This is a genomic window from Streptomyces africanus, from assembly GCF_030816955.1.
Classification (GTDB): Bacteria; Actinomycetota; Actinomycetes; order Streptomycetales; family Streptomycetaceae; genus Streptomyces; species Streptomyces africanus.
On the sequence record NZ_JAUSYP010000001.1, the window covers coordinates 5124907 to 5141405 of the forward strand.

Annotated in this window: 14 protein-coding genes; 13 read left to right on the forward strand and 1 reads right to left on the reverse strand. The window is 69.3% G+C overall.

Going from position 1 to position 16499, the window contains the following annotated elements; genetic code table 11:
• The first annotated feature begins 13 nt into the window (after positions 1 to 13).
• The 13 genes from QF034_RS23880 to nuoN are packed head-to-tail and all read left to right on the forward strand — an operon-like array spanning position 14 to position 15703.
• Complete coding sequence (locus QF034_RS23880) at positions 14 to 568, forward strand: NuoB/complex I 20 kDa subunit family protein (protein ID WP_018528252.1); 555 nt, start codon at positions 14 to 16, stop codon at positions 566 to 568.
• The gene (locus QF034_RS23885) at positions 565 to 1308 is read left to right on the forward strand and encodes an NADH-quinone oxidoreductase subunit C (RefSeq protein WP_307176876.1); all 744 of its coding nucleotides are present in this window, start codon (positions 565 to 567) and stop codon (positions 1306 to 1308) included. The genes QF034_RS23880 and QF034_RS23885 overlap by 4 nt, the downstream gene beginning before the upstream one ends.
• Positions 1305 to 2651, forward strand: a complete 1347-nt coding sequence (locus QF034_RS23890; RefSeq protein WP_307176877.1) for an NADH-quinone oxidoreductase subunit D — start codon at positions 1305 to 1307, stop codon at positions 2649 to 2651. Before QF034_RS23885 ends, QF034_RS23890 begins: the two co-directional genes overlap by 4 nt.
• On the forward strand, positions 2648 to 3508 hold the full coding sequence (nuoE, locus tag QF034_RS23895; protein WP_307176878.1) for an NADH-quinone oxidoreductase subunit NuoE: 861 nt from the start codon (positions 2648 to 2650) through the stop codon (positions 3506 to 3508). Before QF034_RS23890 ends, nuoE begins: the two co-directional genes overlap by 4 nt.
• Positions 3508 to 4854: an NADH-quinone oxidoreductase subunit NuoF gene (gene nuoF, locus QF034_RS23900; RefSeq protein ID WP_370880840.1), complete on the forward strand. Its 1347-nt coding sequence runs from the start codon at positions 3508 to 3510 to the stop codon at positions 4852 to 4854. Before nuoE ends, nuoF begins: the two co-directional genes overlap by 1 nt.
• Positions 4851 to 7355 (forward strand): NADH-quinone oxidoreductase subunit G, encoded by a 2505-nt coding sequence (locus tag QF034_RS23905; protein WP_307176880.1) that lies wholly within the window; start codon positions 4851 to 4853, stop codon positions 7353 to 7355. Before nuoF ends, QF034_RS23905 begins: the two co-directional genes overlap by 4 nt.
• Entirely contained in the window at positions 7352 to 8731 is a 1380-nt protein-coding gene (gene nuoH / locus QF034_RS23910) for an NADH-quinone oxidoreductase subunit NuoH (protein ID WP_307176881.1), read from the forward strand. The genes QF034_RS23905 and nuoH overlap by 4 nt, the downstream gene beginning before the upstream one ends.
• A complete protein-coding gene (gene nuoI / locus QF034_RS23915) occupies positions 8724 to 9365 on the forward strand; it encodes an NADH-quinone oxidoreductase subunit NuoI (protein WP_307176882.1) in 642 nt (213 codons plus the stop codon). Before nuoH ends, nuoI begins: the two co-directional genes overlap by 8 nt.
• Positions 9362 to 10204, forward strand: a complete 843-nt coding sequence (locus tag QF034_RS23920; RefSeq protein WP_307176883.1) for an NADH-quinone oxidoreductase subunit J — start codon at positions 9362 to 9364, stop codon at positions 10202 to 10204. Before nuoI ends, QF034_RS23920 begins: the two co-directional genes overlap by 4 nt.
• Positions 10201 to 10500: an NADH-quinone oxidoreductase subunit NuoK gene (gene nuoK / locus QF034_RS23925; RefSeq protein WP_003992252.1), complete on the forward strand. Its 300-nt coding sequence runs from the start codon at positions 10201 to 10203 to the stop codon at positions 10498 to 10500. Before QF034_RS23920 ends, nuoK begins: the two co-directional genes overlap by 4 nt.
• Before the next feature lie 15 nt (positions 10501 to 10515).
• Entirely contained in the window at positions 10516 to 12480 is a 1965-nt protein-coding gene (nuoL, locus tag QF034_RS23930) for an NADH-quinone oxidoreductase subunit L (RefSeq protein WP_307176884.1), read from the forward strand.
• Positions 12481 to 12485: 5 nt separating this feature from the next.
• Positions 12486 to 14057, forward strand: coding sequence for an NADH-quinone oxidoreductase subunit M (locus QF034_RS23935; RefSeq protein WP_307176885.1), 1572 nt, complete (start codon positions 12486 to 12488; stop codon positions 14055 to 14057).
• A complete protein-coding gene (nuoN, locus tag QF034_RS23940; protein ID WP_307176886.1) occupies positions 14054 to 15703 on the forward strand; it encodes an NADH-quinone oxidoreductase subunit NuoN in 1650 nt (549 codons plus the stop codon). Before QF034_RS23935 ends, nuoN begins: the two co-directional genes overlap by 4 nt.
• A gap of 75 nt (positions 15704 to 15778) precedes the next feature.
• Here the strand turns inward: nuoN and QF034_RS23945 are convergent, their stop codons facing one another.
• Complete coding sequence (locus QF034_RS23945; RefSeq protein ID WP_307176887.1) at positions 15779 to 16381, reverse strand: Uma2 family endonuclease; 603 nt, start codon at positions 16379 to 16381, stop codon at positions 15779 to 15781.
• Positions 16382 to 16499: the final 118 nt, after the last annotated feature.

A 16499-nucleotide genomic window follows, 5' to 3' on the forward strand; every position in this document is an offset into this window, starting at 1 on the left:
GGGGCCACAAGTCATGGGACTCGAAGAAAAGCTGCCGAGCGGCTTCCTGCTGACCACCGTCGAGCAGGCCGCGGGCTGGGTGCGCAAGTCGTCCGTCTTCCCCGCCACGTTCGGCCTCGCCTGCTGCGCCATCGAGATGATGACCACCGGCGCCGGGCGCTACGACCTGGCGCGCTTCGGCATGGAGGTCTTCCGGGGCTCGCCGCGCCAGGCGGACCTGATGATCGTCGCCGGCCGGGTCAGCCAGAAGATGGCGCCGGTGCTGCGGCAGGTCTACGACCAGATGCCGAACCCCAAGTGGGTGATCTCCATGGGGGTCTGCGCCTCCTCGGGCGGCATGTTCAACAACTACGCCATCGTCCAGGGCGTCGACCACATCGTGCCGGTCGACATCTACCTCCCCGGCTGCCCGCCCCGGCCGGAGATGCTGATGGACGCGATCCTCAAGCTCCACCAGAAGATCCAGAGCTCCAAGCTCGGCGTGAACGCCGAGGAGGCGGCCCGCGAGGCGGAGGAAGCGGCGCTCAAGGCCCTGCCCACGATCGAGATGAAGGGGCTGCTGCGGTGAGCGACGCGAACGGCGCCAACGGCGCGAACCCCGAGAAGGACCTCAGCGCGTCGAACCTCCCGGGCCAGCGCGGCCAGGGCGGCGAGGAGATCCGCGTCCAGCGCGGCATGTTCGGCGCGAACAACGGCGGCGACACCTCCGGCTACGGCGGCCTGGTCCGCTCGGTCCGGCTCCCGGGACCGGCGACCCGCCCCTACGGCGGCTGGTTCGACGAGGTCGCCGACGAGCTGGAGGGCGCCCTGGAGGAACAGGGACTCCTCCCCGGGAACGCCATCGAGAGGACGGTCGTCGACCGCGACGAGCTGACCTTCCACATCGAGCGCGAGCACCTCGTAACGGTCGCCAGGACCCTGCGCGACGACCCGGCCCTGCGCTTCGAGCTGTGCACCGGCGTCAGCGGCGTCCACTACCCGAACGACAAGGGCCGCGAGCTGCACGCCGTCTACCACCTGCGCTCGATCACCCACAACCGGCTGATCCGCCTGGAGGTCAGCTGCCCCGACAGCGACCCGCACATCCCGTCGCTGTACTCGGTCTATCCGACGAACGACTGGCACGAGCGCGAGACGTACGACTTCTTCGGCATCGTCTTCGACGGCCACCCCGCCCTGACGCGGATCATGATGCCGGACGACTGGCAGGGCTTTCCGCAGCGCAAGGACTATCCCCTCGGCGGCATCCCCGTCGAGTACAAGGGCGCCCAGATCCCGGCTCCGGACCAGCGGAGGTCGTACTCATGAGCACGTCGCACGCATCCGACGCCGCCGCCGCGGCCGCCGCGGCGCGCGAGACCACCGAGGGCACCGTCTACACGGTCACCGGTGGCGACTGGGACGAGGTCGTCCAGTCCGCGGCCCGCGCCGACGACGAGCGCATCGTCGTCAACATGGGCCCGCAGCACCCGTCCACGCACGGCGTGCTCCGCCTGATCCTGGAGATCGACGGCGAGACCGTCACCGAGGCCCGCTGCGGCATCGGCTACCTCCACACCGGCATCGAGAAGAACCTCGAGTACCGGACGTGGACGCAGGGCACCACGTTCGTGACGCGCATGGACTATCTGATGCCGTTCTTCAACGAGACGGCGTACTGCCTCGGCGTCGAGAAGCTCCTCGGCATCGAGGACCAGATCCCGGACCGGGCCTCGATCATCCGCGTGCTCCTGATGGAGCTGAACCGGCTCTCCTCGCACCTGGTGTGCATCGCCACCGGCGGCATGGAGCTCGGCGCCACCACGATCATGATCTACGGATTCCGTGATCGTGAACTCATTCTCGATATCTACGAGCTGATCACCGGCCTGCGGATGAACCACGCGTACATCCGCCCCGGCGGACTCGCCCAGGACCTGCCGCCCGGCGCGGTGGACCAGATCCGCGAGTTCGTGAAGAAGATGAAGAAGAACCTCCCGGAGTACGACAAGCTCGCCACCGGGAACCCCATCTTCAAGGCCCGCATGCAGGACATCGGCTACCTCGACCTGGCCGGCTGCATGGCCCTCGGCGCGACGGGCCCGATCCTGCGCTCCACCGGCCTGCCGCACGACCTGCGCAAGACGCAGCCCTACTGCGGCTACGAGACGTACGACTTCGACATCCCGACCGCCGACACCTGCGACGCCTACGGCCGCTTCCTCATCCGCCTGGAGGAGATGCGGCAGTCGCTGAGGATCATCGAGCAGTGCCTGGACCGGCTCCAGCCCGGCCCGGTCATGGTCGCCGACAAGAAGATCGCCTGGCCGGCCCAGCTCGCCCTGGGCCCCGACGGCCTCGGCAACTCCCTCGACCACATCAAGAAGATCATGGGCACCTCCATGGAGGCCCTGATCCACCACTTCAAGCTGGTCACCGAGGGCTTCCGCGTCCCGCCGGGACAGGCGTACGCGGCGGTCGAGTCGCCCAAGGGCGAACTCGGGGTGCACGTCGTGTCCGACGGCGGCACCCGCCCCTACCGGGTCCACTTCCGCGACCCGTCCTTCACCAACCTGCAGGCCATGGCGGCGATGTGCGAGGGCGGCCAGGTCGCCGACGTCATCGTCGCCGTCGCGTCCATCGACCCCGTGATGGGAGGCGTCGACCGGTGACCACCTCTTCTTCCGAGCGGGGCGTCAGCCTGGGCATGCCCGAACTGCCCGCACCCGCCTACCCGGACGACGTCCGGGCCCGCCTGGAGACCGACGCGCGCGAGATCATCGCCCGCTACCCGGACTCCCGGTCCGCCCTCCTGCCGCTGCTGCACCTCGTGCAGTCCGAGGAAGGCCATGTCACGCGCACCGGCATGCAGTTCTGCGCGGACATGCTCGGCCTGACCACGGCCGAGGTCACCGCCGTCGCCACCTTCTACACCATGTACCGGCGCAAGCCGAGCGGTGACTACCAGGTCGGGGTGTGCACCAACACCCTGTGCGCCGTCATGGGCGGGGACGCGATCTTCGAGGAGCTCCAGGAGCACCTGGGCGTCGGCAACGGCGAGACCACCGGCGACGGCAAGGTCACCCTGGAGCACATCGAGTGCAACGCCGCCTGCGACTTCGCGCCGGTCGTGATGGTCAACTGGGAGTTCTTCGACAACCAGACCCCGGCGAGCGCCAGGCGCCTCGTCGACGACCTGCGCGCGGGCCGGCCGGTCACGCCCACCCGCGGGGCGCGCATGTGCACCTTCAAGGAGACCGCCCGGGTCCTGGCCGGTTTTCCCGACGAGCGGGACGGGGCCGTCGAGGCCGGGGGAAGCGCGGGACCCGCCTCCCTGGTCGGCCTGAAGCTCGCCAAGGGCGAGTCCGCTCCCGCGCGCGTGGTGCATCCGCGCGGGGAGGCGCCCCGGGACGACACGCCGCACGAGCCGTCACCGACGGAGCACTTGAGCTCGCACGACGCGCCGCAGGACACGTCGGCCTCCGACCCTGCCCACCCGGCCGGGCCTGTCGCCGAGGAGGGGGAGTGATGACCTTGGCACCCGAGCTGAAAGACATGAGCCCCGAGAAGCTGCTCGCACCGGTGCTGTCGGCCTTCTGGGACGAGGACAGGTCCTGGACGCTGGACGTGTACCGGCGGCACGACGGGTACGAAGGGCTGCGCAAGGCGCTCGCCATGTCGCCGGACGACGTGATCGCGTACGTCAAGGAGTCCGGTCTGCGCGGGCGCGGCGGCGCGGGCTTCCCCACGGGCATGAAGTGGCAGTTCATTCCCCAGGGGGATGGAAAGCCGCACTATCTGGTTGTCAACGCCGACGAGTCGGAGCCGGGGACGTGCAAGGACATCCCGCTCCTCTTCGCGAACCCGCACAGCCTCATCGAGGGCATGATCATCGCGTGCTACGCCATCAGGTCTTCGCATGCGTTCATCTATCTGCGTGGTGAAGTGGTCCCGGTGCTGCGGCGGTTGCACTCGGCCGTCCGCGAGGCCTACGAGGCGGGCTTCCTCGGCGAGAACATCCTGGACAGCGGACTCGACCTCGACATCACCGTGCACGCGGGCGCGGGCGCGTACATCTGCGGTGAGGAGACCGCACTGCTGGACTCGCTCGAAGGCCGCCGGGGTCAACCGCGGCTTCGTCCCCCCTTCCCTGCCGTCGCGGGCCTCTACGCGTGCCCGACTGTGGTGAACAACGTCGAATCGATCGCGTCGGTTCCCGCGATCATGAACCGGGGCAAGGAATGGTTCCGGTCGATGGGGAGTGAGAAGTCGCCCGGCTTCACGCTCTACTCCCTGTCCGGCCATGTCGCCAGCCCCGGCCAGTACGAGGCGCCGCTCGGGATCACGCTCCGCCAGCTCCTCGACATGAGCGGCGGAATGCGCCCCGGGCACCGCCTCAAGTTCTGGACGCCGGGCGGCTCCTCGACCCCGATGTTCACCGACGAGCATCTCGACGTCCCTCTTGATTACGAAGGAGTGGGCGCCGCGGGTTCCATGCTCGGCACAAAAGCCCTCCAGTGCTTCGACGAGACGACCTGCGTGGTGCGGGCCGTGACGCGCTGGACCGAGTTCTACGCCCACGAGTCCTGCGGCAAGTGCACGCCCTGCCGCGAAGGGACCTACTGGCTCGTGCAGTTGCTGCGCGACATCGAGGCCGGCAAGGGACGGATGTCCGACCTCGACAAGCTGAACGACATCGCCGACAACATCAACGGCAAGTCCTTCTGCGCCCTCGGCGACGGCGCCGCCTCGCCGATCTTCTCCTCGCTCAAGTACTTCCGCGAGGAGTACGAGCAGCACATCACGGGCCGGGGCTGCCCCTTCGACCCGGCCAAGTCGACGGCCTGGGCCGACCGCACGGAGGTGAACGCATGACCGTGACCACCAACGCTCCCTCAGGCGGGGGAGAGGCGGCGGTCCCGCCGGAGGACCTCGTGACGCTGACGATCGACGGCATCGAGATCAGCGTGCCCAAGGGCACCCTGGTCATCCGGGCCGCCGAACAGCTCGGCATCGAGATCCCCCGGTTCTGCGACCACCCCCTCCTCGACCCGGCCGGCGCCTGCCGGCAGTGCATCGTCGACGTCGAGGGCCAGCGCAAGCCCATGGCGTCCTGCACCATCACCTGCACCGACGGGATGGTCGTCAAGACCCACCTCACCTCCCCGGTCGCCGAGAAGGCCCAGAAGGGTGTGATGGAGCTCCTGCTCATCAACCACCCGCTGGACTGCCCGGTCTGCGACAAGGGCGGCGAGTGCCCGCTGCAGAACCAGGCCATGTCGCACGGCGACGCCGAATCCCGCTTCGAGGGCCGCAAGCGGACCTACGAGAAGCCCGTGCCGATCTCCACACAGGTGCTGCTCGACCGTGAGCGGTGCGTGCTGTGCGCCCGCTGCACCCGGTTCTCCAACCAGGTCGCGGGCGACCCGATGATCGAGCTGATCGAGCGGGGCGCGCTCCAGCAGGTCGGCACCGGCGAGGGCGACCCGTTCGAGTCGTACTTCTCCGGCAACACCATCCAGATCTGCCCGGTCGGCGCGCTGACCTCGGCGGCGTACCGATTCCGCTCCCGCCCCTTCGACCTGGTCTCCTCCCCGTCGGTGTGCGAGCACTGCTCCGGCGGCTGCGCCACGCGCACCGACCACCGGCGCGGCAAGGTCATGCGGCGGCTCGCCGCCAACGACCCCGAGGTCAACGAGGAGTGGATCTGCGACAAGGGGCGGTTCGCGTTCCGGTACGCGCAGCAGCGGGACCGGCTTCAGACGCCGCTGGTGCGCAACGCGGAGGGCGAACTGGAACCGGCCTCCTGGCCGGAGGCGCTCCAGATCGCGGCCCAGGGGCTGCTGGCCTCCCGGGGCCGCACCGGTGTGCTGACCGGCGGCCGGCTCACCATCGAGGACGCCTACGCGTACAGCAAGTTCGCGCGCGTGGCGCTCGACACCAACGACATCGACTTCCGCGCGCGCGTACACAGCAGCGAGGAGGCCGACTTCCTCGCCGCCCAGGTCGCCGGGCGCGGCCGGGACCTCGACGGTACGGGCGTCACGTACACCGCACTGGAGAAGGCACCGGCCGTCCTGCTGGTCGGGTTCGAGGCGGAGGAGGAGGCGCCCGGCGTCTTCCTGCGGCTGCGCAAGGCATGGCGCAAGCACGGACAGAAGGTCTTCTCGCTGGCCACGCACGCCACGCGCGGTCTGGAGAAGGCCGGCGGGACGCTGCTGCCGGCCGCCCCCGGCACCGAGACCGAGTGGCTGGACGCGCTCGCGGGCAACGTCGGCCTGGAGGGTGACGGCGCCGCGGCCGCCGAGGCGCTGCGCGCCGAGGGTGCCGTGATCGTCGTCGGTGAGCGGCTGGCCGCGGTGGCCGGCGGTCTGACCGCCGCCGTACGCATCTCCTCCGCGACCGGTGCCCGGCTGGCGTGGATCCCGCGCCGGGCCGGGGAACGCGGCGCCGTCGAGGCGGGCGCGCTGCCGTCGCTGCTGCCGGGCGGGCGTCCGGCCACCGACCCACGTGCGCGTGACGAGGTCGCCGCCGTCTGGGGCGTGGCAGGTCTCCCGCACCGCTACGGCCGTGACACAGGCCAGATCGTGGAGGCCGCCGCGACCGGCGAACTCCAGGCCCTGCTGGTGGCGGGCGTCGAGATCGCCGACCTGCCCGACCCGGCACGCGCACGTGCGGCACTCGACGAGGTCGGCTTCCTGGTCTCGCTCGAACTGAGGCCCGGCGAGATCACCCGCAAGGCCGATGTCGTCCTGCCCGTCGCCGCGGTCGCCGAGAAGGCCGGCACCTTCCTCAACTGGGAAGGCCGGGTCCGCTTCTTCGAGGCCGCGCTCAAGCCCGACCACATGACCCGCCGCCTCGCACCCACCGACGCGCGCGTGCTGCAGATGGTGGCCGACGCCATGGACGTCCACCTCGGACTGCCCGATCTGCGCACCGTACGGGCGGAGATCGACCGGCTCGGCGCCTGGGACGGCCCGCGGGCCACCGAACCCCTGGAGACGGCGGGCGCCCTGCCCCGTCCGGCCGCCGGTGAGGCGGTGCTCGCCGGACACCGGCTGCTGCTCGACCAGGGCGTCCTCCAGCAGGGCGACGAGGCGCTCGCCGGCACCCGGCACGCCGCACGCGCGCGTGTCTCGGCCGCGACGGCCGCCGAGGCGGGCGTCAAGGAGGGCGACCTCCTCGCGGTGACCGGCCCCCAGGGAGTCGTCGAACTGCCGCTCCAGATCAGTGAGATGCCCGACCGGGTGGTGTGGCTGCCGCTGAACTCCACCGGCGGCGGCGTCGCCTCCGACACCGGGGCGCGGCCCGGCTCCCTCGTCCGCATCGGACCGGCGACCCTCGCCGGCGAGGCCCCCAAGGAGGTGGAGGCATGAGCCCGTCGTACCTCGCTGCTGAAGACCTCTCGATGTTCGGCACCGACCCCTGGTGGCTGGTCGTCATCAAGGCGGTGTTCTGCTTCGCCTTCCTGATGGTGACCGTGCTGATCTCCATCGTCATGGAGCGCAAGGTCGTCGCCTGGATGCAGCTGCGCATCGGCCCCAACCGGCACGGCCCCTGGGGCATGCTCCAGTCGCTCGCCGACGGCATCAAACTGATGCTCAAGGAAGACGTCATCGTCAAGCGCGCGGACAAGGCGGTGTACGTCCTCGCGCCGATCGTCGCGGCCATCCCGGCCTTCATGGCGATCGCGGTGATCCCCTTCGGCCCGGCCGGCAACGAGATCTCGATCTTCGGCCACCGCACCACGATGCAGCTCACTGACCTGCCGATCGCGATGCTCTACATCCTCGCGGTCGCCTCCGTCGGCATCTACGGCATCGTGCTGGCGGGCTGGAGCTCCGGATCGACGTACCCGCTCCTGGGCGGTCTGCGGTCCTGCGCGCAGATGATCTCGTACGAGATCGCGATGGGCGCCGCCTTCGCCTCCGTGTTCCTCTACTCGGGGTCGATGTCGACGTCCACGATCGTCGAGCAGCAGACCGACCGCTGGTACATCCTGCTGCTGCCGCTCTCCTTCGTCATCTACATCGTGACGATGGTCGGCGAGACCAACCGCGCCCCGTTCGACATGCCGGAGTCCGAGGGCGACCTGGTCGGCGGCTTCAACACCGAGTACTCGTCGATCAAGTTCGCGATGTTCATGCTCGCCGAGTACGTCAACATGGTGACCGTCTCGGCCGTCGCCACGACGCTGTTCCTCGGCGGCTGGCGGGCCCCCTGGCCGATCAGCACCTTCTGGGAGGGCGCGAACCACGGCTGGTGGCCGATGCTCTGGTTCACGGTCAAGGTCCAGTTGCTGCTGTTCATGTTCATCTGGATCCGCGGCACGCTCCCTCGCGTGCGCTACGACCAGCTGATGAAGCTCGGCTGGAAGGTCCTCATCCCGGTCTCGCTGGTCTGGCTGATGCTCGTCGCCAGCGTGCGCGCCCTGCGGAACGAGGGCTACGACTTCGCCGACATCGCCCTCTACGTCGGCGGCGGCGTGCTGGCCCTGCTGGTGCTCTCCTTCGTCGTCGACATCTTCCGCGAGAAGACGAAGCAGGCCGAGCAGCCGGCCGAGACCCCGGCCGCCTTCGACCCGATGGCGGGCGGATTCCCCGTACCGCCCCTGCCGGGACAGGAGCTTCCAGCGGTCCCGCGGCGCCGCTCGCGCCGTGAGCGGGAGCTGATTGTCAGTGGTGGGCCCGATACTCAGAGTGACGGATCTCTGGGCGGAACTACGGATGGAAAGGAGGCGTCCGATGGCTGAGGAACCGAAGGACACCAAGCCCGGTTTCCAGAACCCGGTGGCCGGCTTCGGCGTGACCTTCAAGGCCATGTTCAAGAAGCGGCTGACCGAGCAGTACCCGGAGCAGCAGAAGACCACGGCTCCGCGCTTCCACGGACGGCACCAGCTCAACCGCCATCCCGACGGCCTGGAGAAGTGCGTCGGCTGCGAACTGTGCGCGTGGGCCTGCCCAGCCGACGCGATCTACGTGGAGGGCGCGGACAACACCGACGAGGAGCGCTACTCGCCGGGCGAGCGGTACGGCCGCGTCTACCAGATCAACTACGCCCGCTGCATCCTGTGCGGCCTGTGCATCGAGGCGTGCCCCACGCGCGCGCTGACGATGACGAACGAGTTCGAGCTCGCCGACTCCAGCCGGGCCAACCTCATCTACACCAAGGAGCAGCTGCTCGCCGGCCTGGAGGAGGGCATGGTCGACACGCCCCACGCCATCTACCCGGGCACGGACGAGCAGGACTACTACCGCGGCCTGGTCACCGAGGCCGCGCCCGGTACGGAGCGGCAGGTCGCCCACTCCAAGGGCGAGGTGGTCCAGGAGGCCGACTCGACCTTCGGCGGGACGGAACCGGCGTCGAAGAAGGTGATCGGCCGATGACCACCCAGCTCGCCGCCTACTCCACCTCCACCGGAGAGGCCGTCCAGTTCTGGATCCTCGGCACGGTCGCGGTGATCGGCGCCCTGTGCACCATCCTCATGAAGAGGGCCGTGCACAGCGCGCTGTGCCTCGCCGGGACCATGATCATCCTGGCGGTGTTCTACCTCGCCAACGGCGCCTACTTCCTGGGCGTCGTCCAGATCGTCGTCTACACCGGCGCGATCATGATGCTGTTCCTGTTCGTGGTGATGCTCGTCGGCGTCACCGCGGCGGACTCCCTGAAGGAGACCATCAAGGGCCAGCGCTGGCTGGCCCTGCTGTGCGGCCTCGGCTTCGGCGTCCTGCTGATCGCCGGCATCGGCAACGCCTCCCTCAAGGAGTTCAACGGCATCGGCCAGGCGAACGCCGGCGGCAACGTGGAGGGCATCGCCGCCCTCCTCTTCACCCGGTACGTGTTCGCGTTCGAGATCACCGGCGCCCTGCTCATCACGGCCGCCGTCGGCGCCATGGTGCTCACCCACCGCGAGCGCACCGAACGCGCCAAGACGCAGCGCGAACTCTCCGAGGAGCGGGTCCGCGAAGGCAAGCAACTGCCGCCCCTGCCGGCCCCTGGTGTGTACGCCCGGCACAACGCGGTCGACATCGCGGGCCTGCTGCCCGACGGCACACCGTCCGACCTCACCGTCAGCAAGACCCTGCGGGAGCGGGGCCAGATCCGGGACGTGTCGCAGGAGGCGCTCAACGACCTGCGGGCCCTGGAACAGCGTGCCGAGGAGCGCCTGGAGCGGAAGGCCATCGAGCCGACCACGTTCAAGCGGCCCGAGGAGGCGTCGAAGTGAACCCCGTCAACTATCTGTATCTCGCGGCCCTGTTGTTCACGATCGGCGCCACCGGCGTGTTGATCCGGCGCAACGCGATCGTCGTGTTCATGTGCATCGAGCTCATGCTCAACGCCTGCAACCTCGCGTTCGTCGCCTTCTCCCGGATGCACGGCAACCTCGACGGCCAGATCATCGCCTTCTTCACGATGGTCGTCGCCGCCGCGGAGGTCGTGGTCGGGCTCGCGATCATCGTGTCCCTGTTCCGCGCCCGCCACTCGGCCTCGGTCGACGACGCCAGCCTGATGAAGCTGTAAGGGGTCGGAAGAATCGTGGAGAACCTGATTGCGCTGCTGGTGGCGGCGCCTCTGCTCGGAGCGGCGGTCCTGCTGTGCGGCGGACGCCGGCTGGACGCCGTGGGCCACTGGCTCGGCACGCTGCTCGCGGCCGCCTCCTTCGTGCTCGGCCTGGTGCTGTTCAGCGACATGCTGGCCCAGGACCCCGAACACCGCGTCATGTCCCAGCACCTGTTCAGCTGGATCCCGGTCGAGGGCTTCCAGGCGGACGTCGCCTTCCAGCTCGACCAGCTGTCCATGACGTTCGTCCTGCTCATCACGGGCGTCGGATCGCTGATCCACCTCTACTCCGTCGGGTACATGGAGCACGACGAGCGGCGCCGCCGCTTCTTCGGCTACCTGAACCTGTTCCTCGCGGCGATGCTGCTGCTCGTCCTCGCCGACAACTACCTGCTGCTGTACGTCGGCTGGGAGGGCGTCGGGCTCGCCTCCTACCTGCTGATCGGCTTCTGGCAGCACAAGCCCAGCGCCGCGACGGCCGCGAAGAAGGCCTTCCTGGTCAACCGCGTCGGCGACATGGGCCTGTCCATCGCGATCATGCTGATGTTCCTGTGGTTCGGCACCTTCGCCTTCGGGCCGGTGCTCGGCAGCCACACGGAGGCCGGGCTCGCCGGCGGGGCCGGTGAGGACAAGCTGACCGCGATCGCGCTGATGCTGCTGCTCGCCGCCTGCGGCAAGTCCGCCCAGGTGCCGCTGCAGTCCTGGCTCGGGGACGCGATGGAGGGCCCGACCCCGGTCTCGGCCCTCATCCACGCCGCGACCATGGTGACCGCGGGCGTCTACCTGATCGTCCGCTCCGCTGCCGTCTTCAACGGCGCCCCGGACGCGCAGCTGGTCGTCACCATCGTCGGCGCGGTCACGCTGCTGTTCGGTGCGATCGTCGGTTGCGCGAAGGACGACATCAAGAAGGCCCTGGCCGGCTCGACCATGTCGCAGATCGGCTACATGATCCTCGCCGCGGGTCTCGGCCCCATCGGCTACGTCTTCGCGATCATGCACCTGGTGACGCACGGCTTCTTCAAGGCCGGGCTCTTCCTCGGCGCCGGTTCGGTCATGCACGGCATGAACGACGAGGTGGACATGAGGAGGTACGGCGGTCTGAGGAAGTACATGCCGATCACCTTCGTCACCTTCGGCCTCGGCTACCTCGCGATCATCGGCTTCCCGGGCCTGTCCGGTTTCTTCTCCAAGGACAAGATCATCGAGGCGGCGTTCGCCAAGGGCGGCACCGAGGGCTGGATCCTCGGCGCCTGCGCCCTGCTCGGCGCGGCCATCACCGCGTACTACATGACGCGCGTGATGCTGATGACGTTCTTCGGCGAGGAGCGCTGGCGCAACGCCCCGATGCCGTCCCCGGCCGAACCGGACGTGGAGCCCGCCGCCGAGACGCGCGGCGAGTACACCCCGCCCCACCCGCACGAGTCGCCCAAGGTCATGACGATCCCGATGATCGTGCTGGCCGTCGGATCGGTGGCCGGCGGTGCGTTCTTCAGCATTGGCGACCGCTTCCTGAACTGGCTGGAGCCGATCACCGGGCACAGTCACGGCAACCCGCCGATCAGCGCGGGCGTGGTCACCGGCGCGACCGTCGCGTGCATGGTCGTCGGCGTCGCCCTCGCCTGGGCCCAGTACGGCCGCCGCCCGGTCCCGGCCGTCGCCCCGCGCGGCTCCCTGCTCACCCGGGCCGCCCGGCGCGACCTGCTCCAGGACGACTTCAACCACGTCGTCCTGGTCCGCGGCGGCGAGCACCTCACGCGGTCCCTGGTCTACGTCGACCACACCCTGGTCGACGGCGTCGTCAACGGCACGGCGGCCTCGGTCGGCGGCCTCTCCGGGCGGATGCGAAGGCTGCAGAACGGCTTCGCCCGCTCCTACGCGGTCTCGATGTTCGGCGGCGCGGCGGTCATCGTCGCCGCGACCCTGCTGATGAGGGCGGTCTGATACCGATGTCCTTTCCTCTGCTGACAGCGACAGCGGCGCTCCCGGCCGTCGGGGCGATCGCCACGGCCGCCGTACCGGCCGCGCGGCGCACCGCCGCCAAGTGGCTGGCGCTGCTCGTCTCGCTCGCCACGCTCGTCCTGGCGATCGTCGTCCTGGTCCGCTTCGACCCGGACGGCGACCGCTACCAGCTCACCGAGTCCCACGCCTGGATCGCCGACTTCGGTGTCCGCTACGAACTGGGCGTGGACGGCATCGCGGTGGCGCTGATCGCGCTCACGGCCCTGCTGATCCCGTTCATCATCCTCGCGGGCTGGCACGACGCCGACCCGCTGGAGACCGGCAGCAGCCGGTGGCGGCCGACGCAGGGCTTCTTCGCCCTGATCCTGGCCGTCGAGGCGATGGTGATCCTCTCCTTCGAGGCCACCGACGTCTTCCTCTTCTACATCTTCTTCGAAGCCATGCTGATCCCGATGTACTTCCTCATCGGCGGCTTCGGGGACCGTGCCCACGAGCACGGCGAGAAGGCGGCGGCGACGCAACGGTCGTACGCGGCCGTGAAGTTCCTCCTCTACAACCTGGTCGGCGGCCTGATCATGCTGGCCGCGGTGATCGGCCTCTACGTGGTCGCCGGGAACTTCTCGCTCCAGGAGATCGCCGCGGCCCGGGCCAACGGCACGCTCGACATGGCGACCGGCACCGAACGCTGGCTGTTCCTGGGCTTCTTCTTCGCCTTCGCGGTGAAGGCGCCGCTGTGGCCGCTGCACACCTGGCTGCCCAACGCCATGCAGGAGTCCACCGCCCCGGTCGCCGTACTGATCACGGCGGTCGTCGACAAGGTCGGCACCTTCGCAATGCTCCGCTTCTGCCTCCAGCTGTTCCCGGAGGCCAGTAAGTGGGCCACGCCCGCGATCCTCGTCCTGGCCCTGATCAGCATCATCTACGGGGCGCTGCTCGCGGTCGGCCAGCGGGACATCAAGCGGCTGGTGGCCTACGCGTCGATCTCCCACTTCGGCTTCATCATCATGGGCATCTTCGCGATGACCAGCCAGGGCCAGTCCGGCGCGACGCTCTACATGGTCAACCACGGCATCTCGACCGCCGCGCTGATGCTGGTGGCGGGCTTCCTGATCTCCCGGCGCGGCTCGCGGCTCATCGCCGACTACGGCGGTGTGCAGAAGGTCGCTCCGGTGCTGGCCGGCACGTTCCTGATCGGCAGCCTCGCGACCCTGTCGCTGCCGGGTCTGGCGCCGTTCGTGAGCGAGTTCCTGGTCCTGGTCGGCACGTTCACGCGCTACCCGGTGATCGGCATCATCGCCACCTTCGGCATCGTCCTCGCCGCGCTCTACACCCTCGTCCTCTACCAGCGGACGATGACGGGCCCGGTGAAACCGGAGGTCAGCGCGATGCCGGACCTCAGAGTGCGGGAACTCGTGGTCGTCGCCCCGCTGGTCGTACTGCTGATCTTCCTGGGCGTCTATCCGAAGCCCGTCACGGACATCGTCAACCCCGCGGTGAAACAGACCATGTCCGACGTACAGAAGAAGGACCCCCAGCCCGAGGTGGAGGCGGCCAAGTGAGCGCAACAGCCGTCCACAGCCTGTGGACAACCGCGGCCGAGCCGATCACCAAGATCGACGCGCCGAAGTTCGAGTACGGACAGTTGGCGCCCACCCTGATCGTCGTCGGTGCGGCGATCCTCGGGATCCTCGTCGAGGCGTTCGTACCGCGTAAATCCCGTTACTACGTCCAGATGTTCGTGTCCGTCGTCGCGCTCGCCGCCGCCTTCGCCGCGGTCGTCGCCCTCGCGGCCGACGGATACGGCACGACCAAGGCGCGCATCGCGGCGATGGGCGCGATCGCCGTCGACGGACCGGCCCTCTTCCTCCAGGGCACCATCCTGCTGGCGGCGCTGGTCGGCCTGTTCACCTTCGCCGAGCGGCGGCTCGACCCGGTGGTGCACGGCAACCGGGTCGACTCCTTCGCCGCGCAGGCCGCGTCCGTGCCGGGCAGCGAGAGCGAGAAGGCCGCGGTCAAGGCCGGGTTCACCACCACCGAGGTGTTCCCGCTGCTGCTGTTCGCCGTCGCCGGCATGCTGATCTTCCCGGCGGCCAACGACCTGCTGACGCTCTTCGTGGCGCTGGAGGTCTTCTCGCTCCCGCTGTACCTGCTGTGCGCCCTGGCCCGCCGCAAGCGGCTCATGTCGCAGGAGGCGGCGGTCAAGTACTTCCTGCTCGGCGCGTTCGCCTCCGCGTTCACCCTGTTCGGCATCGCCCTGCTGTACGGCTACTCGGGCTCGATGTCGTACGCGACGATCGCGCAGGTCGTCGACGGCACGGTCGCGGACGTCAACCCGGCGCTCGCCGGCACCATGGGCAACGACGTGCTGCTGCTGATCGGTGCCGCGCTGGTGGTGATGGGCCTGCTGTTCAAGGTGGGCGCGGTGCCGTTCCACATGTGGACGCCGGACGTGTACCAGGGCGCGCCGACGCCGGTGACCGGTTTCATGGCAGCGGCGACGAAGGTGGCGGCGTTCGGCGCGCTGCTGCGGTTGCTGTACGTCGTCCTGCCGGGCCTGCGCTGGGACTGGCGGCCGGTGATGTGGGCCGTGGCGATCGTCACCATGCTGGGCGGCGCCATCGTCGCGATCACCCAGACCGACATCAAGCGGCTGCTGGCGTACTCGTCGATCGCGCACGCCGGGTTCATCCTCGCGGGTGTCATCGCGACCACGCCGGACGGTGTGTCGTCCGTCCTCTTCTACCTGGCCGCGTACTCGTTCGTGACGATCGGCGCCTTCGCGGTGGTCACGCTCGTGCGCGACGCCGGCGGCGAGGCGACGCACCTGTCCAAGTGGGCGGGGCTCGGCCGGCGTTCGCCGCTGGTGGCGGCCGTGTTCGCGGTGTTCCTGCTGGCCTTCGCCGGCATTCCGCTGACCTCCGGCTTCGCCGGGAAGTTCGCCGTGTTCAAGGCGGCGGCGGAGGGCGGGGCCGCCCCGCTCGTCGTGATCGGTGTGATCTCGTCGGCGATCGCGGCGTTCTTCTACATCCGCGTCATCGTGCTGATGTTCTTCAGCGATCCGCGGCCGGAGGGCCCGACAGTGGCCGTGCCGTCGCCGCTGACGATGACGGCGATCGGAGTCGGTGTGGCGGTCACGCTGGTGCTCGGTGTGGCGCCGCAGTACTTCCTGGATCTGGCGGGACAGGCGGGGGTGTTCGTGCGCTGACGCTCCGCTCGGTGCGAGACGGCGGCCCGGTTCCCCTCAGGGGGTGTCGGGCCGCTGTCCTGTGCGTCGCGGCGGTTACTCGCCGCCCTTGAGGCGCGGTTTGATGCCCGTGAGGTCCAGATCCACGGGGAACGGGGCGCTGACCTTCATCCGCTCACGGAAGATCCCGGTGCTGGTGTACGCATCGGTGGTGGGCTCCAGCTCGAAGGCATGCACGGCGGCGAGGCCCTTCTCGTTCTCCACGCGCCAGTAGTGGGGGATACCGGCCCGGGCGTACTTCAGCGGCTTGGTCTCGCGGTCCCGGGAGACGGAGTCCGCCGAGACGACCTCGATGGCGAGCAGGACGGACTCTGCCGGACAGCGGGTCTGCCCGGGATCCTCCACCACGTCGCCGCATACCACGATCACGTCCGGCTCGGGCCGGTTCTGACGGTCGATGTCGATGGTGAATCCCTGAATGACCTCGAATTCCGAGGGGGCCAGAGACTGGAGCTGCCCATTGAAGAAGTCGACAGCGCGTGAGTGGAAAACAGTCTGCGGACCCACGAAGACGAGGCTCCCGTCGATCAGCTCCGTGTGCGGAGGCAGATTCGGAAGGCGGTCCAGGTCGTCGGCGGTCCAGCCGCCTTCCGGCGGGGTCGGCCAGGTCGGCGTGGACGCCTTCGGTGCGCCGCTCATCCGTGCTCCGATGGGACGGAGTCTCGCCGGGTCTTTCAGAAATTCGGGCGGAAACGGGCGGGGTCTCCCGCGAACGTGTGAACGCGATCGTGTCCTTGACGCAGGCGTTCGGGGCGGC